At 62.5% G+C, this 24,712-nt stretch carries 21 protein-coding genes; 16 read left to right on the top strand and 5 right to left on the bottom strand.

The window, feature by feature from the left end:
• Positions 1-52: 52 nt before the first annotated feature.
• The 5 genes from AC0MAZ_RS16580 (at position 53) to AC0MAZ_RS16560 (ending at position 5,098) form a co-directional block, all read left to right on the top strand.
• A complete protein-coding gene (locus tag AC0MAZ_RS16580; protein ID WP_475858601.1) occupies positions 53-508 on the top strand; it encodes an REP-associated tyrosine transposase in 456 nt (151 codons plus the stop codon).
• A 203-nt stretch (positions 509-711) separates the two neighbouring features.
• Positions 712-1,332 carry a LysE family translocator gene (locus tag AC0MAZ_RS16575; protein WP_475858600.1) on the top strand — a complete coding sequence of 207 codons (621 nt, stop codon included), beginning with the start codon at positions 712-714 and terminating at the stop codon, positions 1,330-1,332.
• A gap of 18 nt (positions 1,333-1,350) precedes the next feature.
• Positions 1,351-2,223: an alpha/beta fold hydrolase gene (locus tag AC0MAZ_RS16570; RefSeq protein ID WP_475858598.1), complete on the top strand. Its 873-nt coding sequence runs from the start codon at positions 1,351-1,353 to the stop codon at positions 2,221-2,223.
• Between the two features lie 240 nt (positions 2,224-2,463).
• A complete protein-coding gene (locus AC0MAZ_RS16565; RefSeq protein WP_203646497.1) occupies positions 2,464-3,600 on the top strand; it encodes an HlyD family secretion protein in 1,137 nt (378 codons plus the stop codon).
• Positions 3,590-5,098 (top strand): MDR family MFS transporter, encoded by a 1,509-nt coding sequence (locus AC0MAZ_RS16560; RefSeq protein ID WP_232856249.1) that lies wholly within the window; start codon positions 3,590-3,592, stop codon positions 5,096-5,098. The genes AC0MAZ_RS16565 and AC0MAZ_RS16560 overlap by 11 nt, the downstream gene beginning before the upstream one ends.
• Positions 5,099-5,101: 3 nt before the next feature.
• On the opposite strand, the gene AC0MAZ_RS16555 is transcribed toward AC0MAZ_RS16560, so the two are convergent.
• Entirely contained in the window at positions 5,102-5,701 is a 600-nt protein-coding gene (locus tag AC0MAZ_RS16555) for an START domain-containing protein (RefSeq protein ID WP_475861452.1), read from the bottom strand.
• A 192-nt stretch (positions 5,702-5,893) separates the two neighbouring features.
• Positions 5,894-6,730, bottom strand: coding sequence for a bifunctional allantoicase/(S)-ureidoglycine aminohydrolase (locus AC0MAZ_RS16550; protein ID WP_110739035.1), 837 nt, complete (start codon positions 6,728-6,730; stop codon positions 5,894-5,896).
• A gap of 256 nt (positions 6,731-6,986) precedes the next feature.
• Between AC0MAZ_RS16550 and AC0MAZ_RS16545 the strand changes: the two genes are divergently transcribed.
• The 3 genes from AC0MAZ_RS16545 (at position 6,987) to AC0MAZ_RS16535 (ending at position 9,042) form a co-directional block, all read left to right on the top strand.
• Positions 6,987-7,895 carry an NHL repeat-containing protein gene (locus AC0MAZ_RS16545; protein ID WP_232856246.1) on the top strand — a complete coding sequence of 303 codons (909 nt, stop codon included), beginning with the start codon at positions 6,987-6,989 and terminating at the stop codon, positions 7,893-7,895.
• 64 nt (positions 7,896-7,959) lie between these two features.
• Entirely contained in the window at positions 7,960-8,382 is a 423-nt protein-coding gene (locus tag AC0MAZ_RS16540; RefSeq protein WP_232856245.1) for a PA0061/PA0062 family lipoprotein, read from the top strand.
• Between the two features lie 42 nt (positions 8,383-8,424).
• On the top strand, positions 8,425-9,042 hold the full coding sequence (locus tag AC0MAZ_RS16535; RefSeq protein ID WP_203646487.1) for a dTMP kinase: 618 nt from the start codon (positions 8,425-8,427) through the stop codon (positions 9,040-9,042).
• On the opposite strand, the gene AC0MAZ_RS16530 is transcribed toward AC0MAZ_RS16535, so the two are convergent.
• Entirely contained in the window at positions 9,043-9,933 is an 891-nt protein-coding gene (locus AC0MAZ_RS16530; RefSeq protein WP_475858595.1) for a LysR family transcriptional regulator, read from the bottom strand.
• A gap of 106 nt (positions 9,934-10,039) precedes the next feature.
• Here AC0MAZ_RS16530 and AC0MAZ_RS16525 point away from each other — a divergent pair, with 106 nt between their 5' ends.
• The 4 genes from AC0MAZ_RS16525 to AC0MAZ_RS16510 all read left to right on the top strand — a co-directional run bounded on the left by AC0MAZ_RS16525 (position 10,040) and on the right by AC0MAZ_RS16510 (position 12,980).
• A complete protein-coding gene (locus tag AC0MAZ_RS16525) occupies positions 10,040-11,047 on the top strand; it encodes a zinc-binding alcohol dehydrogenase family protein (RefSeq protein WP_475858593.1) in 1,008 nt (335 codons plus the stop codon).
• A 409-nt stretch (positions 11,048-11,456) separates the two neighbouring features.
• Positions 11,457-11,783, top strand: coding sequence for a putative quinol monooxygenase (locus AC0MAZ_RS16520; protein ID WP_475858591.1), 327 nt, complete (start codon positions 11,457-11,459; stop codon positions 11,781-11,783).
• A gap of 115 nt (positions 11,784-11,898) precedes the next feature.
• A complete protein-coding gene (locus AC0MAZ_RS16515) occupies positions 11,899-12,441 on the top strand; it encodes a chalcone isomerase family protein (protein WP_475858590.1) in 543 nt (180 codons plus the stop codon).
• A gap of 2 nt (positions 12,442-12,443) precedes the next feature.
• Positions 12,444-12,980: a DUF3833 domain-containing protein gene (locus AC0MAZ_RS16510; protein ID WP_475858588.1), complete on the top strand. Its 537-nt coding sequence runs from the start codon at positions 12,444-12,446 to the stop codon at positions 12,978-12,980.
• A gap of 21 nt (positions 12,981-13,001) precedes the next feature.
• On the opposite strand, the gene AC0MAZ_RS16505 is transcribed toward AC0MAZ_RS16510, so the two are convergent.
• Positions 13,002-13,220 (bottom strand): hypothetical protein, encoded by a 219-nt coding sequence (locus tag AC0MAZ_RS16505; RefSeq protein ID WP_050705559.1) that lies wholly within the window; start codon positions 13,218-13,220, stop codon positions 13,002-13,004.
• Positions 13,221-13,517: 297 nt separating this feature from the next.
• On the opposite strand from AC0MAZ_RS16505, the gene AC0MAZ_RS16500 reads away from it, so the two are divergent.
• The 3 genes from AC0MAZ_RS16500 to AC0MAZ_RS16490 all read left to right on the top strand — a co-directional run bounded on the left by AC0MAZ_RS16500 (position 13,518) and on the right by AC0MAZ_RS16490 (position 16,403).
• Positions 13,518-14,378 (top strand): RNA ligase family protein, encoded by an 861-nt coding sequence (locus AC0MAZ_RS16500; protein WP_475858586.1) that lies wholly within the window; start codon positions 13,518-13,520, stop codon positions 14,376-14,378.
• A gap of 14 nt (positions 14,379-14,392) precedes the next feature.
• Positions 14,393-15,538 (top strand): AAA family ATPase, encoded by a 1,146-nt coding sequence (locus AC0MAZ_RS16495; RefSeq protein ID WP_475858585.1) that lies wholly within the window; start codon positions 14,393-14,395, stop codon positions 15,536-15,538.
• A 115-nt stretch (positions 15,539-15,653) separates the two neighbouring features.
• Positions 15,654-16,403, top strand: a complete 750-nt coding sequence (locus AC0MAZ_RS16490; protein WP_232856238.1) for a hypothetical protein — start codon at positions 15,654-15,656, stop codon at positions 16,401-16,403.
• A 155-nt stretch (positions 16,404-16,558) separates the two neighbouring features.
• On the opposite strand, the gene AC0MAZ_RS16485 is transcribed toward AC0MAZ_RS16490, so the two are convergent.
• Complete coding sequence (locus tag AC0MAZ_RS16485; protein ID WP_475858583.1) at positions 16,559-17,494, bottom strand: cyclase family protein; 936 nt, start codon at positions 17,492-17,494, stop codon at positions 16,559-16,561.
• 313 nt (positions 17,495-17,807) lie between these two features.
• On the opposite strand from AC0MAZ_RS16485, the gene AC0MAZ_RS16480 reads away from it, so the two are divergent.
• Entirely contained in the window at positions 17,808-24,434 is a 6,627-nt protein-coding gene (locus tag AC0MAZ_RS16480; RefSeq protein WP_475858581.1) for a DUF3320 domain-containing protein, read from the top strand.
• Positions 24,435-24,712: the final 278 nt, after the last annotated feature.

Raw genomic sequence — 24,712 nt, 5'->3', positions numbered from 1 at the left:
ACGATCACTAACGCTAGGCTGGTTCGGGGTACGCCATTCATGGACGACCTACATGCCAATCCCCAAAGGTAGCCACCTGTGTCGTGGCAGATACTCAGAGTCCGGTAGGTTCTATCTGCTGACCACAGTGACTCATCATCGCCGACCCTTGTTTCTCGATCTCCGCTATGCACGCACGGTAATCAAGTATCTGCGCCTGGCTGACCAGGAAGGTAGTTGCCAGTCACTGGCCTGGGTTGTGATGACTGACCATCTTCATTGGTTGGTTGAATTGAAGGATGTGACGCTGAGCACGTTGATGCGTTACTTCAAGGCGCGGTCCAGTCAAGAACTGCACAAGGTAGGGGGCAGCCCAACACCCGTCTGGCAAGCCGGTTATCACGATCGTGCCTTACGCAAGGAGGACGATGTGGTCATGGCTGCAAGGTACATCATTGCCAATCCGTTGCGAGCCGGGTTAGTGGACAGGGTGGGTAGCTACCCGCACTGGGATGCGATCTGGTTGTAGGGGTGTTCGTCTTGAGATTTCAGCGCCTGTGAGACCGAGCGCCGCGCGGGCGGCGCTCGATCTCAAGGACGACAGAAGCCTCAAGCCATACAACCAGCTCAGAAATGTGTATCCACTCAATTTCACACAACTGTACCGGTCATTCCCTCCAACCCTCCGCTACTGTGGCCTTTCGATAATCAGAAAAGCCGGAAACCGCCGCCATGCTTGCCTCCCTCGATCTGCTCAGTGCGTTCGTCCTGTTCGCCTTCGTTTCCTCCATCACCCCCGGTCCGAACAACACCATGCTGCTGGCCTCGGGGGTCAACTTCGGCGTGCGCCGCACCATTCCCCACGCCCTGGGCATCAGTGCCGGTTTCATGGTGATGGTGCTGGCGGTGGGCCTCGGGCTGGGCGAGGTGTTCAAGGCCTGGCCGCCGCTGTACAGCATCCTGCGCTACGCGGGCGCGGCGTACCTGCTGTACCTGGCCTGGAAGATCGCCACCTCCGGGCCGATGTCCGGCGACAGCGCAGCCAGCCGCAAGCCGCTTGGGTTCTGGGGCGCCGCGGCGTTCCAGTGGGTCAACCCGAAGGCCTGGGTGATGGCGATCGGGGCGATCACCACCTATACGCCGGCCCAGGGTTACGTGTTCAACGTGATCGTCATCGCCACCGTGTTCGCCCTGGTGAACCTGCCCAGCGTCGGTGTCTGGGTGATGTTCGGCAGCGCCTTGCGCAACCTTCTGCGCAATCCGCGCGCGGTGGTGCTGTTCAATGTCCTGATGGCCGTGCTGCTGGTGATTTCACTGTATCCGCTGCTGTTTGTAGAATCGGCGTTTTCATAGAGCCGATGAGTGCCGTCGATGGAGTTGATTCCCTGGTCCCATGAATGCGCAGAAGGCTTTAGCCTGCGTGGATGGCGAACCCCCGCCAGCGGCAAGCCGCTGCTGCACTTTCTGCATGGCAACGGCTTCTGCAGCCTGGTTTACCAACCGATGCTCATGCGCCTGGGCGAGCATTTCGACCTGTGGCTGAGCGATGTGCAGGGCCATGGCGACAGTGACCACGGCGGCGCCTTTTGCGGTTGGAACCGCAGCGCGGCGCTGGCGGTGGAGGCGTTCGAGGCCGGGCGCGGCGAGTATGGCGATGTCCCGCGTTACGCCCTGGGCCACAGTTTCGGCGGCGTGCTCACCGGGCTGATCCTGGCCAGCGAGCCGAAATTGTTCCAGCGCGCCGTGCTGCTGGATCCGGTGCTGTTCAGCCGGCGCATGATCGGGGTAATGGGCGCCGCCGCCATGGTCGGCCTGCACCGGCGCCACGCCCTGGCGCGCAAGGCCGCCACCCGCCGCAGCCACTGGCCCGACCGCGAGGCGGCGCAGGCCTCGCTGCAGGGGCGCGGGATCTTCAAGGGGTGGAGCGATGCGGCCTTGCAGGCTTATGTGGAGCACGCCATCGGCAATTGCGGCGAAGGCGTGGTACTCAAGTGCCGGCCCAGCCGTGAGGTGGAGATCTTCAGTTCGTTCCCAGAGCGCATGTGGCAGCACCTGGGCAGTATCCAGACGCCGACGCGGATCCTGTACGGCGAGCAGACCTATCCCTTCGTGCCACATTCGGTACAGCGCCTGGCGGGGCTCAATGCCCAGGTGAGCGCGCAGCAGGTGGCCGGTGGGCACTGTTTCATGCAGGAAGACCCGCCGATGGCCACGGAGCAGGTGCTGGCGTTCCTGCAGGATTGAGCATTACTGTAGGAGCGGCCTTGCGCCGCGAAAGGGCCGTGCAACGGCCCCAGGATGTCAGCCTGTACGCAAAGATCGCCGGGGCCGCCTTGCGGCCCTTTCGCGGCACAAGGCCGCTCCTACAGGACCTCTATTCGCTGATCTGCTGTCCATTTCGCGACGATTGCTTGCCGATTCGCGAGCGAACGACAATCTCAGATTCCGTACCCTGTCGCTCCCCCCCAACGGATGGAGCCCAGCATGAACCAGGCGGTCAGCCCAGATCCCCAGCACACCCTCGAGCAAACCCGCGCGCGGCGTCGTCAGCGCCTGCTGCGCTTCGGCCTGGCCGGGGGACTGGGGCTGCTGGTGGCGGCCTATGGCGGCTACTGGTGGCTTGACGGCCGTTACCTGGAGCAGACCGACGACGCTTACGTGCGCGCCGACTGGGCGCCGATCAGTGCCCGGGTCAGTGGCTATGTGGCCGAGGTGGCGGTGGCGGACAACGCCACGGTCAAGGCCGGCGACCTGTTGGTGCGCCTGGACGAACGAGACTTTCGCGACCGCCTGCGCAAGGCCGAGGCGCAGCTGGCAGTGAGCGAGGCGGCGCTGCAGGTGCAGCGCATGCGCCTGCGCGCCTTCGTCGCCGAGCAGGACGAGCAGGCCCACGCCATCGCCCGCGCCGACGCCGAACGCGGTGGCAGCCGCGGCGAGGCGCAGCGGGCCGAGGCCGACTGGCAGCGTTACCAGCACCTGGCGCAATGGCAGGCGGCCAGTGTGCAGCGCATGGAGCAGGCCCGCGCCACCCGCATCCAGGCCCAGGCCATGCAGCGCGCCGCCGACGCCGAACTGGCCCGCCAGCATGCACGCAAGGCGATGCTGGAACAGCAGGGCAAGCAACTGGAAGCCGAACTGCTGCAACGCCAGGCCGACCTCGACCAGGCCCGCGCCGAGGCCGATCTGGCCCGCAGCGCCCTGGCCGACACTGAGATCCGCGCGCCGTTCGACGGCGTGGTCGGCCAGCGCAAGGTGCGTCAGCAGCAGTACGTCACCCCCGGCCTGCCGCTGCTGGCGGTGGTGCCGGTGGCACAGGCCTACGTGGTGGCCAACTTCAAGGAAACCCAGCTGGCGCAGATGCGCCCCGGCCAGCCGGTGACCCTTGAGGTGGACACCTTCGGCCAGCACTGGCGCGGCACGGTGGACAGCGTCTCCCCTGGCTCCGGCGCGGTGTTCGCGCTGCTGCCGCCGGACAACGCCACCGGCAACTTCACCAAGATCGTCCAGCGCTTTCCGGTACGCATCCACCTCGACCCGGAGGGCGACGACAGCCCACGACTGCTGCCCGGCATGTCGGTGATCGCCACCGTCGACACCCGGCAGGCCCGCCATGAGCGCTGAAGACAAAGTCTCGCTGCGCGCCTGGGTGGCGGTGATCGGTGGCCTGTTCGGTTGCTTCATGGCCGGCATGAACGTGCATGTCACCAGCGCCGCCTTGCCCGAGATCGAAGGCGCGCTGGGGGCCAGCTTCGAGGAGGGTTCGTGGATATCCACCGCCTACCTGGTGGCCGAGATCAGCATGATCCCGCTGACGGCCTGGCTGGTGCAGGTGTTCTCCCTGCGCCGAGTGATGCTGGTGGGCTCGGCGGTGTTCCTGGTCAGCTCGGTGAGCTGCGCCATGGCCGGCAGCCTGGAGGCGATGATCAGCCTGCGGGTGATCCAGGGCGCCTCCGGCGCGGTGCTGATCCCGCTATCGATGCAGCTGATCATCACCGAGCTGCCGGCCAGCCGCCTGGCGCTGGGCATGGCACTGTTCAGCCTGTCCAACAGCGTGGCCCAGGCCGCCGGGCCGTCGATCGGTGGCTGGCTCACCGACATGTACTCCTGGCGCTGGATCTTCCTGCTGCAACTGCCACCGGGCATGGCCCTGCTGGCGGCGGTGGCCTGGTCGATCAAGGGCCAGGCCGGTGATCGTGGCGCCTTGCGCCAGGCGGACTGGCTGGGCATCGTCGCCATGGCGCTGGGGCTGGGGGCGTTGCAGGTGGTGCTGGAGGAGGGCGGGCGCAAGGATTGGTTCGAATCGCGCTTCATCGTCGGCTTCAGCCTCGTCGCGGTGATCGCCCTGGCGCTGTTCATCCAGCGCCAACTGTGGGGCGCGCGACCATTCATCAACCTGCGTCTGCTGGGCAGCTACAACTTCGGCGTGTCGAGCCTGGCCATGGCAGTGTTCGGCGCGGCCACCTTCGGCCTGGTGTTCCTGGTGCCCAACTACCTGTCGCTGGTGCAGGGCTACAGCGCCAGCGAGATCGGCAAGAGCCTGATCGCCTACGGCATGGTCCAACTACTGCTGGCGCCGTTGCTGCCACGGCTGATGCGCTGGCTCAATGCCAAGCTGCTGGTGGCCAGCGGCTTCGCCATCATGGCCCTGGGCTGCTGGCTGGGGTCGACGCTGACGGTGGACTCGGGCAGCAACGTGATCATCCCCTCGACGGTGGTGCGCGGCATCGGCCAGCCGTTGATCATGGTGGCGTTGTCGGTGCTGGCGGTGAAGGGCCTGGACAAGGCCCAGGCAGGCTCCGCCTCGGCGCTTATCTCGATGCTGCGCAACCTTGGTGGTGCGCTGGGCACGGCGCTGCTGACGCAACTGGTGTCGCAGCGCGAGCGCTTTCATTCGGTGCGAGTGGGCGAAGGGCTGACGCTGTTCGACGGCGCGCTGCAGCAACGCCTGCCCGGCGGCATGGTCGACCCGCAGTCGCCGCAGGTGATGCAGACGTTGGCATTGATCGACCAGAGCGTGCGCGAGCAGGCCTACCTGATGGCCTACTCGGATGCGTTCTACCTGTCGTGCGTGGCGTTGCTCGGTTGTGCGCTGGCGTCCCTGCTGCTGCGCAGTCGCTAGCGATTACGGCTGACGCTCGGCCACCGCCCGCAGGGTCTTCAGGGTGACCATCGGCGCATCGACGACGAAGCGGTTGGCCAGCCAGCCCGGCACATCGCCGGCCGGGTCGGCGCGCAGCTGATAGGTGACCTCGGTCTCGCGCTCGCCCAGCGGGCGCATGATCCACTCGCCGCTGAGCCGGCGCACGCGGATCAGCCCAGGTGTTGCCGGCACCCGCCCGGGTTCGGCGCTCAGGTGGCGGACCAGGGTGTCGTCGTCAAGGCGCTCGGTGCGTACCTTGAGCACCATGTCGCGGGGCTTGGCCGGCCAGGGCAGGGCGGTGGTGAGGTAGACCCAGGTGGTGTCGCCGTCCACCTCCAGCAGGCGCATGTCGGCGCAGGCGTACAGCCATTTGCAGGCCACCCGCAGGTTCTCCTGCAGGTCGGTCAGGGTACGGACGCTGGCCTTGATCCGGGTGATGCCGCGGAACTGCTGGTAGGGCGAACCGTCGACACTTCTCAGGTAGACATCGATGCCGTCTTCCTGGTGGGCGAGTTGCCAGTCGTCTGCCAACGATGCGGTGGTCGGCAGCAGGAGCAGCAGGGCAAGCAGGAGACGAGGCAGGCGCATGGCGTGGGGCCGGGAGGGGTGGTCCGCTCAGTATGGCCGGGAATGCATGGTGTTGCAGCCACCGATCTGTGGGAGCGGGTTTACCCGCGAATGCGGCAGTGCCTTCACCGACGCATTCGCGGGTAAACCCGCTCCCACAGGTAACCTGCAGGGCCTGGCGGCACCTGCAGAGTCACCTTGAAGCCCTCAGCGCTGCGGATTGAGCGTCAGGTGCACGTGACGGTTGACGTCCTTGTACAGCAGGTAGCTGAACGGGCCCGGGCCGCCGGAGTAGCAGGCCTGCGGGCAGAAGGCGCGCAGCCACATGAAGTCGCCGGCTTCGACCTCGACCCAGTCCTGGTTCAGGCGGTACACCGCCTTGCCTTCCAGCACGTACAGGCCGTGTTCCATGACATGGGTCTCGGCGAACGGAATCACCCCGCCCGGCTGGAAGGTCACGATGTTCACGTGCATGTCGTGGCGCATGTCGGCCATGTCGACGAAGCGGGTGGTCTTCCAGGCGCCTTCGGTGCCCGGCATCTCGATGACGGTGGCGTTGTCGCGGTGGGTGACGAACGACTCCGGAACCGGTAGGCCCTCGACCTTCTGGTAGTGCTTGCGCAGCCAGTGGAAGGTGACATTGGCCTTGCTGTTGTTGCGCAGGCTCCAGTCGGCGCCCGGGGCCAGGAACGCGTAGCCGCCCGGCACCAGGGTGTGGTGCTTGCCTTCGACGGTGATATCGATCTCGCCCTCGACCACGAACAGCACCGCTTCGGCGTTCGGGTCCAGCTCAGGGCGCTCGCTGCCGCCTTCGGGGGCGACTTCGACGATGTACTGGGAGAAGGTTTCGGCGAAACCGGTCAGCGGGCGGGCGATGACCCACATGCGCATCTTGTCCCAGAACGGCAGGTGGCTGGTGACGATGTCACGCATCACGCCCTTGGGGATGACGGCATAGGCTTCGGTGAACATGGCACGGTCAGTCAGCAGCTCGGTCTGAGCCGGGTGCCCACCGTGGGGGGCGAAGTAGGAAGGTTTCGACATGAACGGTCTCGACTTTGTTGTTCTCTCCCCATGCCTTGGACCACACCGGCCGGTGCGTGCAGGGGATGCACCGCCAGCATAGGGGCGTGGCTGTGCCATCTACAAATTAAATGTTGGAATACCCGGTATCCAATTGCTGAATGTGATGACGGTATTCTCATGGTGCGGGTGTAGGAAGTTTCCCAGGCTTTATGGCAATGACATTTTTTTCACATCACCTTGCTAGCATCGCCAGCACTTCCACGGAGCTGAATCGATGATGCCTGTCTTGCGCAAACGTGCTGTCCGCCTCGCTCTGGCCGGTACCGGAGGTCTGGTAGCCTGTACCCTGGGTTTCTTCGGCTGGCAGTCCTTCTACCCGGTGCAGGCCGCCGAAGGCTGGGGCGTGCAAGTACTGCACAACTCGGTGACCCGGGCTGCCTCGCTGCTGCCCCAGGCTGATGGCAGCCTGCTGGTCAGCCGCGAACTCAACGGCGGCAAGGGCAGCATCATGCGCATCACCGCCGAGGGCGACCGGGTGGTGTTGCTCGACGGCCTGTCCAAGCCCGACGGCATGGTCGCCGTCGACGGTGGCTGGGCGTTCAGCCAGGAAGTGGGCGGGGCGCCGGTCAGCGTGTCGCGCAACGGCCAGGTCAGCCAGCTGTTCGAAGGCAACAACGTGCAGGGCCTGTACAACGATGGCGAGCATCTCTACGCCATCGAGGACCGCAAGGGCGATGGCCGGCTGATGCGCTACGACTGGCGCAGCGGCGAACTCGATGTGCTGCGTGCGGGCCTGACCGAAACCGAAGGCCTGACCCGCTGCACCGACGGGCGCCTGTTGTACACCGAGAAAGCCACCGGCAAGATTCGTGCGTACAATGCCGAAGGCGCCGACCCGGTGGTGGTCGAAGGCCTGCGCAATCCGACGTTCCTGCTGTGCGATCAGCGTGGGTTGTGGATCAGTGAGGACTCGACCCACCGTGCGCGTCTGCTGCGTATCGACGGCGATGGCACCCGTCACACGGTGCTCAACTACCTGAAGGCGCCCCAGGCCATCGTCCCGGACGGCAGGGGCGGCTATCTGCTCGCCGAGGGTGGCCGCGACCGGGTGCTGCGCCTGACCCCGCCGGCTGCGCAGAGCACCGCCCAGGCCGAATCCCTGCCACGGGTGCCTGAAGCCTGACAAACCCCTCCATTGCAAAGGCCACGGCGCTATCCTTGATACAGGCCCCAGAGGAGTCTTTGTCATGCGCCGGCTGATGCTGTTGTTGCTGATCACCGCCATCCCGGGTTGCCAGGCGCCAATGCCCGCCGCCAACCCGCAGATGGCCTGGGTCGACCTCTCGCTGCCGTTCCCCAACGACCGCGTCCTGCTGGCCGAACGCCTGGACAAGCAGCGCCTTGTCGAAGGCCGCTTCTTCCAGGTGACTCCCGGCAGCCATGAGCTGGTGGTCAGGTTCGACTACGAAACGAGCGGCGGAGGCGGGCTGAGCATGATGGGCGGCACCACGGTCCGCCAATGCTACCTGACCCTCGACTACGCCGGTTTCCAGGCCGGCCAGCGCTATGTGCTCGAAGCCCGCTCCATGGCCCTGACACCTGAGGCAAGGCTGTACAATGCCGCCCGGGAGATCGTCGCCGAGGTCAGCGAGTTCTACTGCCTGATGTGAGTCGATGTCAGTTGATGAAGGAATCCAATCGTTGTGTGAAGCATGAATCATTCGCTGTTCATTTCCCTGGACGGGCCAAAAGGCACCGGCAAGACCACGCTGCTGGAGTCCGTTACCCAAGCACTGAGGGCGGACAACAGGAAGGTGATCCGCATCAGCGAGAAGAAAAGCGATCCCTATCGGGGCGAAACCATGGTTTTGGTCAACCAGTTTGTCAGGCATCCCTGCCGGGAACTGGAGATGAAGGTCTGTGAGCGCCTTGCGCACAGCCGGGCCTGGATTTCCCGGCATGTGCTGGCCAGACAGCCCAAGGACAGCATCATCCTGATCGATCGCTGGTACCCGTCCGATGCCGCGTTTCGCCGGCTGGTGCCGTTTGCCGAGATTCTACGGTTGAACATCGAATGCGACGTGCGGGTGCCGGACCTGCATGTGGGCGTGATCACCGACCCTGAAATTTCCTGGGGCAGGGCAGCGGCGCGCTCGCGTGGGCTAGGCAGTACCGTGATGCATGAACTGGATGAACACGTGGCCTGCACGCAAGCATTCGAGCGAGCGGTTGCCGATCAAGGCTGGTTCTTGTGCCGCAATGAAGACACCCTGGAAGCGGCGACGCGGCAGGTGGTATCGGCGATCCAGGGCGTGCTGCCAGCAGGCTGATCAGTAGCGTTCGAGCGCGGCGATACGGCTCGACAGCCAGGCGTGCAGCTGCTTCACGGCAGGCGACAACTGCTTGCGGTGCGGGCACACCAGGCTCAATGGCATGCTCGGCCCTGGGTGATCCTGCAACAGCACGACGAGCCGCCCCGCCAATACATCGTCGCTCACATCCAGCCAGGACTTGTAGGTGATCCCTTCGCCCGCCACGGCCCATCGGCGGGCAATATCGGCATCGTCGCAGAGCAGGGCGCCACGCACCTGCACGGTCTGCGTCCCCAGTTGCCACTTGTCGTAGACCCGGCCCTGCTGCATGTACAGCAGGCATTGGTGTTCGCGCAGTTCTGCGGGGGCTTGCAGCGGGCCTTGCCGCGCCAGGTACTCGGGCGAGGCCACCAGTACCTTGCGGTTCCACGGTGCCAGTGGCAGGGCGATGTAGTTGGCGTCGGTGTTCAGGCCGTAGCGGATGGCGATATCCACCGGATCGCGGAACAGGTCGGCGATCTGGTCGGAGAGAAACAGGCGCAGGTTCAATTGCGGGTGCTCGCGGCGAAACGCCGTGAGCCAGGGCAGCAGCACGTTGCGCCCCAGGTCGGACGGCGCGGCCACCTGCAGGATCCCGCTCAACTGGGCGCTCTCCTGCTGCAGGTTGTCCCGTCCTTGCCTGAGGGCCTCGAGGGCGGCCAAGGCCGAGGGCAGGTACTGCTCGCCCTCGGCCGTCAGGCGCAGGCTGCGCGTGGTACGGGCAAACAGCCGCACATCCAGCTCACGCTCCAGGCGCTTGACCGCCTCGGCTGCCTGCCCGGGCAGCAGGTCGGTTTCGTGGGCGGCTGCGGTAAAGCTGCCCAACGCGGCGCTGCGAACAAAGATGGCCAGGTCGTCGAGGCGGATCATTTTCACTCCTGCAATGAAAGTGTTCACGGGTACAACCCGTTTTTCCCAACGACCGGACACGCCAGACTGGGTTCACGAATCAAACCATATCCAGCAGCGAGTGCCTATGAAAGCGATCGGTTATACCCAGAACGGCCTGCCCATCGAAGACCCTGCGTCCCTTCAGGACATCGACATGCCCAGGCCGAGTCCAGGGCCCAGGGACATCCTGGTGGAGGTCAAGGCCGTGTCGGTCAACCCCGTCGATACCAAGGTGCGTGCCGGTACTTTCACGCGCGAGCCGAAAATACTCGGCTGGGACGCGGCCGGTATCGTCCGTGAAGTCGGCCCTCAGGTGACCCTGTTCAAGCCCGGCGACCAGGTGTACTACGCCGGCTCCATCGCCAGGCCCGGCAGCTACAGCGAATACCACCTGGTCGACGAACGCATCGTCGGGCACCAACCGCGCAGCCTGGGTGCGGCGCAAGCGGCAGCGCTGCCGCTGACGGCCATCACCGCCTGGGAGCTGCTGTTCGATCGCTTGGGAGTAGTCGAAGGCGGCGGCGAGGGCGATGCCCTGCTGATCGTCGGCGCCGCCGGCGGCGTCGGCTCGATGCTGGTGCAACTGGCCCGGCAACTGACCCGTCTGACGGTCATCGGCACCGCCTCCCGCGCCGAGACCGCCGACTGGGTGCGCGAACTGGGCGCCCATCATGTCATCGACCACAGCGCGCCACTGCACGGGCAACTGCAGGCCCTGGGGATCGAGTCGGTGAGCCATGTCGCCAGCCTCACCCATACCGAGCAGCACTTCGCGCAACTGGTCGAGGTGCTGCGGCCACAAGGTCGCCTGGGGGTGATCGACGACCCGCAGACCCTGGATGTCATCCCGCTCAAGCGCAAGTCGCTGTCGCTGCACTGGGAGCTGATGTTCACCCGCTCGCTGTACCAGACCGACGACATGGTGCGCCAGCACGAGCTGCTCGAGCGCGTAGCCGGGCTGATCGACCAGGGCATCCTGCGCACCACCCTGGGCGAGCATTTCGGTGCCATCAATGCCGCCAACATGCGCCGTGCCCATGCGCTGGTCGAGAGCGGCAAGTCGCGCGGCAAGATTGTTTTGGAAGGGTTCTGAAGCCCATCTTTTCAGGGCGTTCAACGTTGGATTTGCAGCGCTCTTGAGATCGAGCGCCGCCCGCGCGGCGCATCGCGGGACAAGCCCGCTCCTACATCTGTTTCGGGCCAATTTTTCCTGTGAATGAGGCGACGCCCGCCTTGGTGCATACCTAAAATCGTGCGGGGCGGCAGTGGTGCCCATGCAGAAATTTCGTCGGTCCAACAAGGCGGACCCGGTAATGGCACAGGATTGACTGGCCCGAAACAGATGTAGGAGCGGGCTTGTCCCGCGATGCGCCGCGCGGGCGGCGCTCGATCTCATAGGCGCTGCAAGAATCGCGGCGGACACCCAACGGCCCACACACGGTCAATAGCCCATGCACAAACAACCGCAGGCCAGTCGATCCGCAACTGACCAGGAGCCAGATATGAACCAACAAGACCATCCCCTCGTTTCCCTTGCCATCCTCAAGGCCAAGCCAGGCCACGCAGCCTCGCTGAAAGCCGCCTTGCTGGCCTTGATCGAACCAACCCGGGCGGAACCCGGCAACCGCGACTACATGCTCTTCGAGCGCAGCGATGAGCCCGGGACGTTCTACATGCGTGAGGCGTTCGACCACCAGCAGGCCCTGGACACGCACCTGGCCACCGGCCACTTCCAGCGCTTTGCCGAACAGGCCGACCTGCTGTTGGCGGAGCCGCTGCAACTGGTCTTCCTTGATCCGATATCCACTACCGTTGCGCCTCACCCGTGAGGCACAACGGGCAACCGGCATCGCGCAGTGGTGCACCCGCTGATCTATACATGATTTGATTTTATCTATACAAAATCCTAGTATTGTATAGGTTTTCTCTCCTTGCAGATTCGCCATGGCATTCCTTGCGCGCTGGGCCTGTCTCTGCCTGCTGCTGATGTCGATGCCAGTGGCCAATGCGGACTGGCGTGCAGCGCTGCCGGCGGCCCAGCAACTGGGCGGTGGCGACTTCACCTGGTTCGGCCTGCGGCTGTACAGCGCCCGCTTGTGGACCGAGGGTTCGCGCCATGACTGGAACCAACCTTTCGCCCTGGAACTGACCTACCACCGCTCATTGTCCCGGGACACGCTGGTGCAAGCCAGCCTTGAAGAGATGCGTCGACTAGGCGCCGGCCGTGTGACGCCGCAACAGCTTGCAGCCTGGGCCAAGGCACTGCAGGAGGCATTCGTGGATGTGCGCCCCGGCATGCGCATCACAGGCTTGTACCTGCCGGGGCAGGGCGGCCGCTTCTATGTCGATGACCAGCCCACCCGCACCCTTGCCGACCCGGCCTTTGCCCGGGCGTTCTTCGCCATCTGGCTGGACCCGCGGGCTCGGGACGCCCAGTTGCGCCTGCAACTGCTCGGCCTGGCCGGCAAGCCTCGAGGAGGATCCTGAACATGTACAGAATGCTGTTGCTGGCGGCCTGCCTGGTACTGGGCAGTTGCGGCAATGTCGAAGTCGAGCGCTACGCCGAGGAGCAACCCCGTTTCGACCTGGCGGCCTTCTTCTCGCGCCCGGTGCAGGCCTGGGGCATGTTCCAGAAGCGCTCCGGGGAAGTGGTAAAGCGCTTTCACGTTCGCATCGACAGCCGCCGGGAAGGCGAACGGCTGATCCTCGACGAGCAGTTTCTCTACAGCGATGGCACACGCCAGCGGCGCACCTGGACGCTGGTGCCGGACGGCCCCGATCGCTGGCGCGGCACGGCGGGGGATGTGATCGGCGAGGCGCGCGGTGAAGTGGCCGGTAACGCACTGCGCTGGCGCTACACGCTGGATCTGCCCGTGGACGGGCGGCACTGGCAGGTGGACCTGGACGACTGGATGTACCTGATGGACGAGGACACCCTGATCAACCGCTCGCGCATGAGCAAGCTGGGCGTGGAGGTTGGCCAGATCACCCTGTTCTTCCGACGCTTGCCGGAAGGCGCGCCATGAGCGCGCGTACCGAGCAGAGCGTCAGTCTTTGCTGGCGTTGAGCTTGCGCAGCTCTTCGTAGGTGGCGGACTGGACGAACCAGAAGCCGGAAACGATGCACCAGCCGAGGCTGCCGGCCACGAACACACCCAGGGCTGGCAGGAATCCGCCGGTGAACAGGGTGATGAGCGCGAAGAGCCAGATAACGGCCAGGGAGATGTAGAGGACGATGTTGTTGACGCTGATGACGAAGTCTTTCACGAAGCATGTTCCTTGCGGGGTTTCAAAAGATTGCCCCTCCAGGGGCACGCGGATGCTATCACATTGATGCTATTGAAGGCTTGACCCGCTACCGGTACCTGCTGTTGAATATGCGCCCTCGAATCCCCGCAACCTTTTGCCAAGTGGTGAAGCCAGTGCCCTGCGCCATCAAACACGCCTGATACCGACGACGGTCCATCGTGCCTGATGGCTGCCCGTGCTTGCGCGCGGCGGCGCTTCATCCTCGTACCTGCCTGATCCTGTCGTCGGTTTTTCCCTATTTCCAAGGAGAAACCCATGAACATGGATTTTCGTGCCGACGCGCATTCCCTCGAACTGCTCAAATACCCCCGCACACCCCATCTGCAAGGCTCGCGCCTGCAGGACGGCGACAGCGATGCTGGCCAGGTGGCCTATGGCTCGTTGGCCGGCCAATGGCTGGTGGTGGAAGAGAAACTCGACGGCGCCAACGCCGGCATCAGCTTTACCAACGGTGGCGAACTACGCCTGCAATCGCGCGGCCACTACCTCAGCGGCGGTGGCCGCGAGCGCCAGTTCAACCTGTTCAAGCAATGGGCCGTGGCCCACGAGCACTGGTTGCTGGAGCGTCTTGAAGACCGCTTCGTGCTGTATGGCGAGTGGCTGCACAAGAAGCACTCGGTGTTCTACGACCACCTGCCGCATTTCTTCTGCGAGTTCGACGTGTGGGACCGCGCCACGGGGCTGTTCCTGTCCACCGCGGCGCGTCGACGCCTGCTCGCCGACGGGCCGGTGCTGTCGGTGCCGGTGCTGTACGAAGGCCCGGCACCGCGTCGTTACACCGAGCTGATGGCGTTGCTCGGCGACTCGCTGGCCAAGACTGCGCGATGGCGTGAAGTGTTCGAGCAGGTGGTACGCCGCGAAGGCCTCGACCTGGCCCGTGCCTGGCGCCAGTGCGACCGCTCGAGCCGCATGGAGGGGCTGTACCTGAAGCTCGAAGACGAGCGCCAGACCCTGGGCCGGCTCAAGTGGGTGCGCCAGGACTTCGTCCAGGCCATCCTCGACGCCGACCAGCACCATGCCAACCAACCGTACATACCCAATCAACTGGCCGCCGGCGTCGATCTCTACGCACCGCGCCTGTCCCTGGACTGGCACGGCCAACGCCGCGGCGACTGAAGGAGCTTCCTGAAATGGATATTCGACAACTGCAACAACTGGTGCCCGACCCCGGGCACGACATGGACAGCGCCGCTTGCCTCGCGGCCATTCCGGCCCTGGCACGCCTGGCCGACACCCCGCAGGATCCGACCTATCACGCCGAGGGCGATGTATGGGTCCATACCCGCCTGGTGGTCGAGGCGCTGCTGGCGCAGCGCGCCTACCGCGACGCCAGCGCCGAGCAGCGCTTCGTGCTGTTCTTCGCTGCCTTGCTGCATGACATCGCCAAGCCCGACACCACGGTGATCGACCCGCAGACCGGGCGCATCGGCCAACCCGGCCACTCGCGCCGAGGCGCGGTGGATGCGCGCCTGCTGCTGTGGCGCGCCGGCGTGCCGTTCGCGCTGCGCGAACAGATCTGCCGGATCATCACTGTGCATCAACTGCCGTTCTTTGCCTTGCAGGGCGACCGCAGCGGGCGCAGCGCGGAGTTCCTGCTGCACAAGCTGTCCTGGGAGCTGCCGGTGTGGATGCTCTGCGCGGTGGCCGAGGCCGACATGCAGGGTCGCCACTATGCCGGCAAGGCCGATGTGCTGACCGCTATCGAACTGTGGCGCGAGCTGGCGGCAGAGGAGGGGTGCCTGTACGGCCCACGGGCGTTTGCCGACGAGTACACGCGCATTCAATACCTGCGTGGCGCCCGCGTGCATCCGGACTATGCGCTGCACGAGCCCCAGGGCTCCCAGGTGGTGATGCTCTCGGGCCTTCCGGCCAGCGGCAAGGACACCTGGACCGCCCTACAGCACCCGGACCTGCCGGTGGTGTCGTTCGACGACGCACGCCAGGCCCTGGGCCTGCGCCACGGCCAGAACGAAGGCGCCGCCGCCCACTACGCCATCGACCGGGCCAAGGCGCTGCTGCGCGAGCGCAGGCCCTTCGTGTGGAACTCGACGCACCTGTCGGCGCAGATGCGCAGCCGTACGCTGGACTTGCTGTATGGCTATGGTGCGCAGGTGGAGATCGTCTACCTGGAGCGGCCGGAGGGCGAGATCATGCGGCGTAACCAGCGACGCGACACGTCGCTGCGCAATGACGATATACGGCGGATGCTGTTCAAGTGGGAGGTGCCGCTGCCGACCGAGGCGCATCGGGTGAGGTATGAGGTGGTGACGGGGTGAAGCACCAAGGGCACTGTGCCAGTACGGCTGCTAGGCTCTGTAAATGCCTCTCCTGCCTATCGAGGAGGGCAAGGCCGAAGTAGCAGCGGTTCATACATGTTCCACGGAGGGTCACATGCTTATCCGACTCCTGTTCTCAATGCTGTTCCTCGTAGCGGCGGTGCCGGCCAGCCAGGCAGAGGTCAAAAAACTCACGATCTACGACGATGGGGTTTCTTGTCCCGCCAACTGCGACGCACATGTCGTCTTCTCCAAAGCCATGAATGGAACAGCGTTCGCTCACAAGGAAGGTACCAAGTACAGCAAGTGTGTGAAGGGAGAAGAGTGTCGCATCTGCTTCGAGTCCGGTGAAAAGCAGTGCTTGAAGGTCATGTATCGGGGGAGCGGCCCGCACCCTGATACGTTCGACTTCACCCCGGCGTTCTATCAGCAAGCCTGCGCCAGCACACCGGCGCAGCCTGTGCTGGCAAAGGAGTGCGTAAGCTTGAGGGAAAGAGCCAAGGCATTGAGTGGGCGAATCAACTGCCTCGCTACACCTGGTGACCCCAAATGCACCGCAATCATTGCAGAGGCGAAGGCCAAACGCGAACTGGATCTCCCCAAGTACAAGCAATGTCTCCAGCTGGGGGAAGCAGCCTATAACCAACAGGTGCCGAATGCAGAAAAGCGTAAGCATGACTGCACCTACGAGCTCAATGGCACGGGCAGAAACGACGCAGGGACTAAAACCTGGAGGAAGCTGCTGCCGGCAGCCTGTAGGGCGGAGACCTACGTGGGGCGTGACGGCTTGGACTGCTGCAGCGGCAACACTTTTGCAGACGGCCCCTTAGGACGTGAATGCAGAGGCTTCTACCCGGCTCCGTAAACAGTGCGGCCAGCGATTTACTCCGGCCGCAAGCTGTCTCCCACAGGATCGCCCAATTTCTGGAGTTGGCGCTATACCTGTGGGAGCGGGTTCACCCGCGAAGGGCTGCAAAGCAGCCCCAGGGAGGCGAGGTACAACACCTCAAGGCCTGATGATCAATAGATGGCCACCGGGTTGATATTTACCTGCGTCGAACCCTTGTACAGCGGCTGGCCCAGCACGAACAGGAACTCGAAGGCCTTGTCACGCGCCAGGGCGCGGGTGTCGATCAGCTCCAGGTTGTAGATGCCACGCTTGGCCAGCATGAACTGGTTGACCGGGAACTCCTCACCGGTAGGGTTCGGGTAGACCTCAGAGGCCCAGGTGTCGCCGCCAAAGGCGACGATGCCCTGGTCGGCCAGCCACTCGGCCGCCGGCAGGTCGATGCCTGGCTCGGTAGCGAGGAACTGTGCGTTGTCCTTGCCGATCAGCTCCAGCCAGCCGGTGTTGAACAGCACCACGTCGCCCTTGCGCAGGGTGATGCCTTGCCGCTTCAGCACCGCCTTGATGTCGTTGACGGTGAACGACGTCCCGCCCGGCACGATGGCCTTGCCGTAGTAGGCGGTCATGTCCAGCACCACGCCACGGGTGACCATCGGCGGCACTTTCTCCAAGCCAAGCTTGGTCACGCCTTCGACGGTGACGAAGTCGGCGGCCTTGTTGCCGTTGTAGTAGACGTTGTCGATACCGATATGGCCGATGCCGTTAAGCTGGGTGCCGACGCCGGTCCAGCCGTTGACCAGCTCGTCGTTGAAGCTGAACTTGTTCTTGCCCAGGGTCTGGCCGGCCTGTTCGCCGGGCTGGATGTTGTAGAGGTGGAAGCTGCGGTGGCGGAAGGCGGGCAGGTCCTTGCTGACGGGGACGGCGAGGGGATAGGTCTTGCCGGTCTTGACCAGGGTGACGGCTTGCTTGACCACCTCGGGGGTGAGGAGGTTGGCGGCGCCGATTTCGTCGTTTGGGCCGTAGGGGGAGGATTGCCAGTTGGCGGCCAGGGTGGATTGGGCGGTGGTGGCCAGGGCTAGGGTGAGTAGCAGGGGGTTGAAGTAGCGCAAGTTGCGGGCTCCTGAACGGGGAATGGTGTCAGGAGCGGATTCTGGGTGGAGGCGGGGATGGGAAAAAGGGGTTGGTGGGACAAGGAGTTTTGCGTGTGGGTCAAGGGAGAGAGTCGTTTCTCGGCATCTGCAGATTTCTCTCAGATGTTCAAGGAATGCAGATAACCCCAACAGTTTTTGCATGGTGTTCAACGACCAAAGGATCATTACTCCTGAACTTGGAAGCGCTATCATCCCGCCATCAGCTCAAGAGGAGCCCCTTGGCCGGCCGCATCCGGCACTCCCTTGGGTATAACGACAAGGAAGGTTGTGCATGGACGAGATCGTTCAGTCACTCACGTCACTAGAAGATATTCCGCCAAAAGAGGTGAAGATCCTCGCCACTTTGGTTGCCAAGCTGAACCTTGCGGATTTCCAGAACGCCATCCCGGTAATTCGAGAACTTCGAATCTCGAACGAGACCGATGATCGCTTTGTCAATGCGACGCTCACGCTGTCGTCAGAGCCCGAGGTCTTTAAATCCAAAATCTGGCGGATAGACGAAATAACAGCGGACAGTTTCCGAGTCATTCCGGGGCTAGACCTTGTCTTAGACGGCCCCTTGCTGAATCGCCTCACAGAGGCAGAGTTATCTACTTTCACCTTCGTGCTTGAGGCCGATGACAAAGCGTCCGAGAGTGGTCGGAAGGAAGTCGCTCGTTTGGAGCAGGTTGTTGACCTTCTGCCACGCAACCAGTGGGGAGGGCTTCATCATATCCCTGATATGACAGCCGCATTCGTACAGCCCAATGATCCAGCTGTTGACCGGTTGTTGAAGCAGACGGCTGAATTGCTACGACTCAGCGAGAAATCTTCGGCGCTCGATGGCTACGAGGGCGGCGCGAAGCGTGCCTGGCAACTGGCGTCGGCGGTCTGGGGCGCCGTGGCACGGATGAAGCTTGATTACGCTTTGCCGCCGGCGAGCTTCGAGCAGACAGGGCAAAAGGTGCGCAGTCCAAGCCAGATCGCCGACACCGGTTTGGCGACCTGTATGGATCTTACCCTGCTTTTCTGTGCTGCTCTTGAGCAAATTGGCCTGAACCCCGTGATCGTCTTCACCCGAGGGCATGCCTTTGTGGGCCTGTGGATGAAGCCAGAAGAGTTTACGACAGCGCTTGTGGATGATGTGACCGCGGTGCGCAAACGGGTGAAACTGCGTGAGCTGGTGCTTTTCGAGACCACACTGGTTACGCAGAACATAGCTCCGTCCTTCTCCTACGCCGTCGAGCGGGGCGCAAAGCAAATTGACGAAGGCGCGGACAGCGACTTTGAGATACTGCTCGACATTCGCCGCGCCCGCCTGCAGCGCATCAAACCACTAGCGAGCTCCGAGATTCAGATACCGCGAGTCGCTTCGGAGGTACCAGATGATGCACCACCGCTGCTGGTTGAAGACGGAGCAGACATTCCAGATGAAGTGCATGAAGTTGTTGTCGAGGATCTTTCCAAGCTTGACCCTGCTGATCGTCTAGGCCGTTGGCAGCGCAAATTGCTGGATCTTTCTCTTAGAAACAATTTGCTCAACTTCAAGATGGGCAAGCGGGCGTTGAAGCTTGAGTCGCCCGACCCGGGCGCGCTCGAGGATCTTCTGGCAAGCGGGCAGTCGCTGAAGCTGCTGACACGGCCTGATCTCATGGATGGGGCCGACCCGCGGGAACGCGCGCTCTATGAACAGCGTGAGCGAGAGGATGTTCGCCGCCGCCATGCCGAGGATGCACTCAAGCGAAGAGAAGTCTTCGTCGCGCTGACATCCAACGAGATGGACGCTCGACTCACTGAATTGTACCGAGGTGCTCGCACAGCCCTTCAAGAAGGTGGTTCCAATACGCTGTTCTTGGCCATTGGTTTCTTGAGCTGGACGCGAGAGGATAGGGTAGGGCAGAAGTACAAGGCGCCCCTTGTCCTGGTTCCGGTCACTCTGGAGCGCAAGAGCGCTCGCTCCGGATTCACCATGGTGCTCCACGACGATGAGCCGCGCTTCAACCCGACGCTGATTGAGATGCTTCGGCAGGATTTCGAGTTGGGCTTGGGTTCGCTGGAGCACGAGCTGCCTCGGGACGATTCAGGTCTGGATATCGCCGGCATCTGGAACAAAGTTGGTCATGCCATCAAGGACATTCCAGGCTGGGAGCTGAGCGAAGACGTTGTGCTGTCTATGTTCTCGTTTGCCAAGTACCTCATGTGGAAGGATCTAGCCGAGAACGCCGAGCACCTGCGGCAGAGCCCAGTGGTTCAGCACCTTCTGGATACACCGCGCGACTCGTTCGTTTCGGATACACCGTTCCCACTGGCGCAGTCGCTGGATCGTGATTACGGCCCGACCGATGTTTTCTGTCCGTTGCCTTCTGATTCGTCTCAGCTTGCGGCAGTGATGGCGGCTGCCAAGGGCAAAGATTTCGTACTCATCGGCCCGCCCGGTACTGGCAAGAGCCAGACGATCTCCAACATGATCGCTCAGTCGATTGCCCAAGGGCGTCGGGTCCTGTTTGTCTCGGAGAAGATAGCAGCGCTGGATGTTGTGTACCGTCGCCTACGTGAGATTGGACTGGGTGAGTTCTGCCTTGAGTTGCACTCGAGCAAGGCTCGAAAGACCGACGTCCTTGCCCAGCTGCAATCAGCATGGGAAGCCAAGGGGCAAGTGGATTCCGCGGCTTGGGAGATTGAGGCGCAGCGCCTTGCTACGCTGCGCGATAGCCTGAACATCTACGTCGAGCGCCTGCACCGGCGACATCGGAACGGTTACACCATCTACGATGCGATCGGCACAGTCACTTCTGGTGGTGATGAAGCTGTCGCGCCTGTTGGCTGGGTTTCACCAGACACGCACGACCAGAAGGCCATGCTAGAGCTTCGAGAGTTGGGCGATCGCCTCGAAGTTAACGCGCAAGCGGTTGATTATAGTCAGCTTGCTGGCAATGCGATGTCCGCTGTAGGCCAGGCAGAATGGTCACCCCATTGGCAACAACAGTTCGTGCAGGCCGCTCGTGATGTGTTGCCTGCTGTGCTGGAGGTTCAGCGGGCGGCTGATAGATTCGTTGAACTGGCTGGACTCCCAGCGTCGGAATACAGCCCGACTGCACTTGTGGGGCTATCAGTGCTTTCCCAGGCACTTCCCGCAGCAGCAGGACAAGATTGGCGATTCACGTTGCGGCCTGATGCCCGCTCCATTTCCCAACGGCTGAGTGAGGGTTGTGCATGGATTGAACAGCACCGAGAGCTCAACTCAAAGCTTTCGCCGCTCTGGCCTTCGCGCGTTGTGGCCGATGCGAAGCAGGGTATTGAACTGCTGCGGGAGCGTCGTACCACCTTCGGTGAGCTCAGCCCGGCATGGCCGGAGAGTGTTACCAATGTGCTTGCTCAGGCGGTATCACTACTTGGCCAAATAGCAGAGCACAAGCAGCAGCTCAGTGCGACCTATGGGGATACGATTGAGTCGCTCGACATCGATCTGTTGCTGCGTGAGTGGAAGGAAGCCGAGGAAGCGTTTTGGCCAAAGTCCTGGTTCGGAAAGCGCCGTATCGCAGGTCTATTGACTCCGTCTCAAACCGCTGCAGGCGAAGCCGATCACGGTAAAGATCTGGCCACCTGGGCAGAGATCCGCACCGTGCGCCGCGCTATAGATGAGCTCGAGCCCGGGCTTGAGTGCGTTGCCGTTTGGCAAGGTTCGAAATCTGACGTTGAGCAGCTATCGACGTCGATCAAGCTTCAAGAGGCCATTCGGCTTCAACAAACTGACTCGGACTGGATTGATGAGGGGTTTCAGTTGGTCGAACAGGGCCAGCTGGGTGACGCATTGAAGGAAGACCTCCGGCGGCTTCGCACGCTGACTCGCCTTGATGCAGAAATGTCGACATTGTCCGACCTTGGCACGAGCACTCAGCAGCTTTGGTGCGGCAGGGACACTAACATCGATCACCTTAGCGCGGCGATGCGCTTCCAGGCCGAGCGCCGGGATATCGAAGAGCGCGGTCGTCTCGTTGATGATCACCCCGAAGTGCAAGAGGGCCGCTGTGGATCGCTCCTCAAGGGTGACTTCGATCTGTTAAAGCAGCGGGCAGCGGTTGAGCGTGATCTTTCCGACCTGACTGACCTGCGAGAGTTGGTACCTGTCTGGAGTGACCTGAAGACCAAGCTTGAAATAGCGCGTCAGGCTGTGGAGTTCCAGGGGCAGGTAGCGACCGCTGTTGCAAAGCTCGCGCTGAACCCGGAGCAGATTGCTGCCTACAAAGCCCCTCTGCAAACACTCCTGGGCGATGGTAACGCGCTGCTGGAACCGGAAGGAGCGATAGCCCTTGCTGGTATTGCCCTCCGTGAAAAGCTTGGGCTGCTGCACGAGCGTTCATCAAATCTGACGTCGATTGGCCACTTCACTGAAGCCGGTGCTGATGAGACCGCTCACCTGTCGCTGAATGGCCTCAAGAAAAATTGTGAAACCGTAGTTGCTTCTGAGTCACGACTCAAGGCGTGGTGTGCATGGAGGAAGGTTCGCGATGAAGCCTTCGCCGTTGGACTCGCACCGATTGTTCAGGCAATGGAAAGCGGGGCGATCACCTCCGGAAAAGTCCGCCGCGTCCTCGAGGTAAATTACGCGCGCTGGTGGCTGAATACCACCGTAGACAACGAGGAGGTCATTCGGACGTTCGTCAGCGTAGAGCACGAACAGCGTATTCGCGACTTCCGCGCACTGGATGATAAATTTACCGAGCTGACGAAGGACTGGCTCCGTGCTCGGCTGTGCGCCGACTTGCCAAGTCAGGACAGCGTGAGTCGCACTTCTGAGTGGGGTTTGCTGCGCCATGAGATGGGCAAGAAAACCAAGCACATCCCATTACGAGATCTGATGACGCGAGCTCCAGAAGCGCTGACAAAGCTGACGCCGTGCTTGCTGATGAGCCCACTTTCCATTGCTCAGTACCTGCCGCCAGCTTCGACTCCGTTCGACCTGGTCATCTTCGACGAGGCCTCTCAGATTCCGGTCTGGGATGCGATTGGTGCGATGGCGCGAGGAAAGCAGGTTGTGATGGTGGGCGACCCGAAACAGCTCCCGCCGACCTCGTTCTTCGACCGTGCCGAGTCTACGGCTGATGATGAGGATGTCGAAGCCGATCTCGAGAGCATCCTGGATGAATGCATCAGTGCGAACCTGCCGATGCGCAACCTGAATTGGCACTACCGTAGCCGCCATGAGAGCCTGATTGCCTTCTCGAACCAGCGTTACTACGGCTCGAAGCTGGTGACCTTCCCATCGCCGTTCACGGCTGACAAAGCCGTTCGGTTGTACCCTGTGGCAGGCGTATACGACAAGGGCGGTTCACGTACCAACCTTATTGAAGCAAGAGCCCTGGTCGCTGACCTTGTCGCCCGTCTTCAGTCGCCGGCCTTCCGTGAGAGCCGTCGCACCGTGGGTGTCGTCACGTTCAACGGTGAGCAGCAGAAACTCATCATGGACATGCTGGATGAGGCATGCCGGAAAGATCCGTCGCTCGACTCGTATTTCGCTGAGTCAGAGCTTGAGCCTGTGTTCGTGAAGAACTTGGAAAGTGTTCAGGGTGATGAGCGAGACATTATCTACTTCTCGACTACCTATGGGAAAGATGCTGCCGGCGTGATGTCGATGAACTTTGGCCCGATGAACCGTCCGGGTGGCGAGCGCCGGCTCAACGTTGCCATCACGCGTGCCCGCCAGGAATTGGTGTTGTTTTCGACCTTGCGGCCAGAGCACATTGACCTTGCCCGGACGCAAGCGCTCGGGGTACGTGATCTGAAGCACTTCCTCGAGTTTGCCGAGCGGGGCCCACGGGCTTTGGCAGAGGCGAACTTTGGAAGCGTGGGTGGATTTGATAGTCCATTCGAAGAGGCGGTCGCTGCTGCCTTGGCCAAGAAGGGCTGGCAGGTCCACACTCAAATTGGTGTGTCTTCCTTCCGAGTCGACCTCGGTGTCGTGCACCCCGACGCTCCAGGGCGCTTCCTCGCCGGCGTCGAATGCGATGGTGCTACCTACCACCGCAGTGCGACTGCGCGTGATCGCGACAAGCTGCGGGAATTTGTACTACGAGGACTTGGCTGGGAAATCGTGCGGATCTGGTCGACCGACTGGTGGGTTGACGCTGTAGGGACCGCGGAAAAGGTTCATCAGCGCTTGAGTGAACTGCTTGCTGAGTCCCGAGCCAAGCAAGCCGTCATCGATGCTGCGCATGAGGCGGAGCGCCTGAAAGTCGATGCCGCGATGACTGAAGTAATTGAAGTGATGGATCAGGTTGCTGTTGTAGCTTCAACCTCTGTTGCCGAAGCCAATGATTCGTCCGGCGCATTGCCTGAGTTGAAATACGCCAGAGTTGCTGCGGCTCAAGTACTAGAAGTGGCCGTGGTTCCCTATGTGCCAGTCGAGTACCTGGTTTACAAGGAAGCAGACCCTACGGAGGCTGTGGAAGGAGTTGACCCAGACCGATTCTTCGAAGCGAGCTACACGGTTACTTTGGAGCAGATGATCGCCCACGTGGTGGCAGGAGAGGGGCCTGTGCTCGATACGGTGCTTGCACGGCGTATCGCGCGCGCTCATGGCTGGGTCAGAACCGGCTCACGTATTCGCGATCGTGTCGATCAAATTGCGCGGGCACGATTCCGCTCCCATGAAGAGGAGCAATCTGGAACCTTCTTCTGGCCCGCACATCTCGCATCGGATGCGAACGTCGTCTTCCGTAGACCAGGTGATGACGATTCAACTCGCCCACTCACTGAAATCTGCTTACCTGAATTGCGTGCCCTGGTAGTCGAAATGTCTAAAAATGGACACGTCGGAGAGGGACTGGTTTATGCGGTGGCCAAGGAAGCTGGGGTCGGTAAGCTCGCCCATGCGGGCCGTCAGCGCATCGAAAAAGCGATAGCCCGAAACGTTGAGTGATATCCGGAGGGGCGCTGTGATAGCGCCCCTTATTGTTTGAGCTTAAAGCAATGGTGCTTCTTGCTGCGCACGCACCACGATGCACTCACGGAGATCAATAAGGTCAGCAACGCATCTGTTCGCTGCTGACCTGCCCGTCATCATTTGGCGCGAGGTTTACCTGCATCACTTCACTTTTCGCGGATCTGACCGTCCTGGTTACGAGGCCGTGGTTGTTCACCAGTGCCCAGCAATGTGAGATATGTTTTTATTTTGGCGGCGCCCAAACCAACATGCCG

The sequence above is a fragment of the Pseudomonas sp. A genome (assembly GCF_056270345.1).
The sequence above is the reverse complement of the archived record's forward strand: the minus strand, read 5'-3'. Positions and strand labels throughout refer to the sequence as shown.

Bases quoted from the DNA above. Each gene is read 5' to 3' on its own strand.
- AC0MAZ_RS16580 (WP_475858601.1), top strand. From the start codon at position 53: ATGCCAATCCCCAAAGGTAGCCACCTGTGTCGTGGCAGATACTCAGAG.
- AC0MAZ_RS16575 (WP_475858600.1), top strand. From the start codon at position 712: ATGCTTGCCTCCCTCGATCTGCTCAGTGCGTTCGTCCTGTTCGCCTTC.
- AC0MAZ_RS16570 (WP_475858598.1), top strand. From the start codon at position 1,351: ATGGAGTTGATTCCCTGGTCCCATGAATGCGCAGAAGGCTTTAGCCTG.
- AC0MAZ_RS16565 (WP_203646497.1), top strand. From the start codon at position 2,464: ATGAACCAGGCGGTCAGCCCAGATCCCCAGCACACCCTCGAGCAAACC.
- AC0MAZ_RS16560 (WP_232856249.1), top strand. From the start codon at position 3,590: ATGAGCGCTGAAGACAAAGTCTCGCTGCGCGCCTGGGTGGCGGTGATC.
- AC0MAZ_RS16550 (WP_110739035.1), bottom strand. From the start codon at position 6,730: ATGTCGAAACCTTCCTACTTCGCCCCCCACGGTGGGCACCCGGCTCAG.
- AC0MAZ_RS16545 (WP_232856246.1), top strand. From the start codon at position 6,987: ATGATGCCTGTCTTGCGCAAACGTGCTGTCCGCCTCGCTCTGGCCGGT.
- AC0MAZ_RS16540 (WP_232856245.1), top strand. From the start codon at position 7,960: ATGCGCCGGCTGATGCTGTTGTTGCTGATCACCGCCATCCCGGGTTGC.
- AC0MAZ_RS16535 (WP_203646487.1), top strand. From the start codon at position 8,425: ATGAATCATTCGCTGTTCATTTCCCTGGACGGGCCAAAAGGCACCGGC.
- AC0MAZ_RS16530 (WP_475858595.1), bottom strand. From the start codon at position 9,933: ATGATCCGCCTCGACGACCTGGCCATCTTTGTTCGCAGCGCCGCGTTG.
- AC0MAZ_RS16525 (WP_475858593.1), top strand. From the start codon at position 10,040: ATGAAAGCGATCGGTTATACCCAGAACGGCCTGCCCATCGAAGACCCT.
- AC0MAZ_RS16520 (WP_475858591.1), top strand. From the start codon at position 11,457: ATGAACCAACAAGACCATCCCCTCGTTTCCCTTGCCATCCTCAAGGCC.
- AC0MAZ_RS16515 (WP_475858590.1), top strand. From the start codon at position 11,899: ATGGCATTCCTTGCGCGCTGGGCCTGTCTCTGCCTGCTGCTGATGTCG.
- AC0MAZ_RS16510 (WP_475858588.1), top strand. From the start codon at position 12,444: ATGTACAGAATGCTGTTGCTGGCGGCCTGCCTGGTACTGGGCAGTTGC.
- AC0MAZ_RS16500 (WP_475858586.1), top strand. From the start codon at position 13,518: ATGAACATGGATTTTCGTGCCGACGCGCATTCCCTCGAACTGCTCAAA.
- AC0MAZ_RS16495 (WP_475858585.1), top strand. From the start codon at position 14,393: ATGGATATTCGACAACTGCAACAACTGGTGCCCGACCCCGGGCACGAC.
- AC0MAZ_RS16490 (WP_232856238.1), top strand. From the start codon at position 15,654: ATGCTTATCCGACTCCTGTTCTCAATGCTGTTCCTCGTAGCGGCGGTG.
- AC0MAZ_RS16480 (WP_475858581.1), top strand. From the start codon at position 17,808: ATGGACGAGATCGTTCAGTCACTCACGTCACTAGAAGATATTCCGCCA.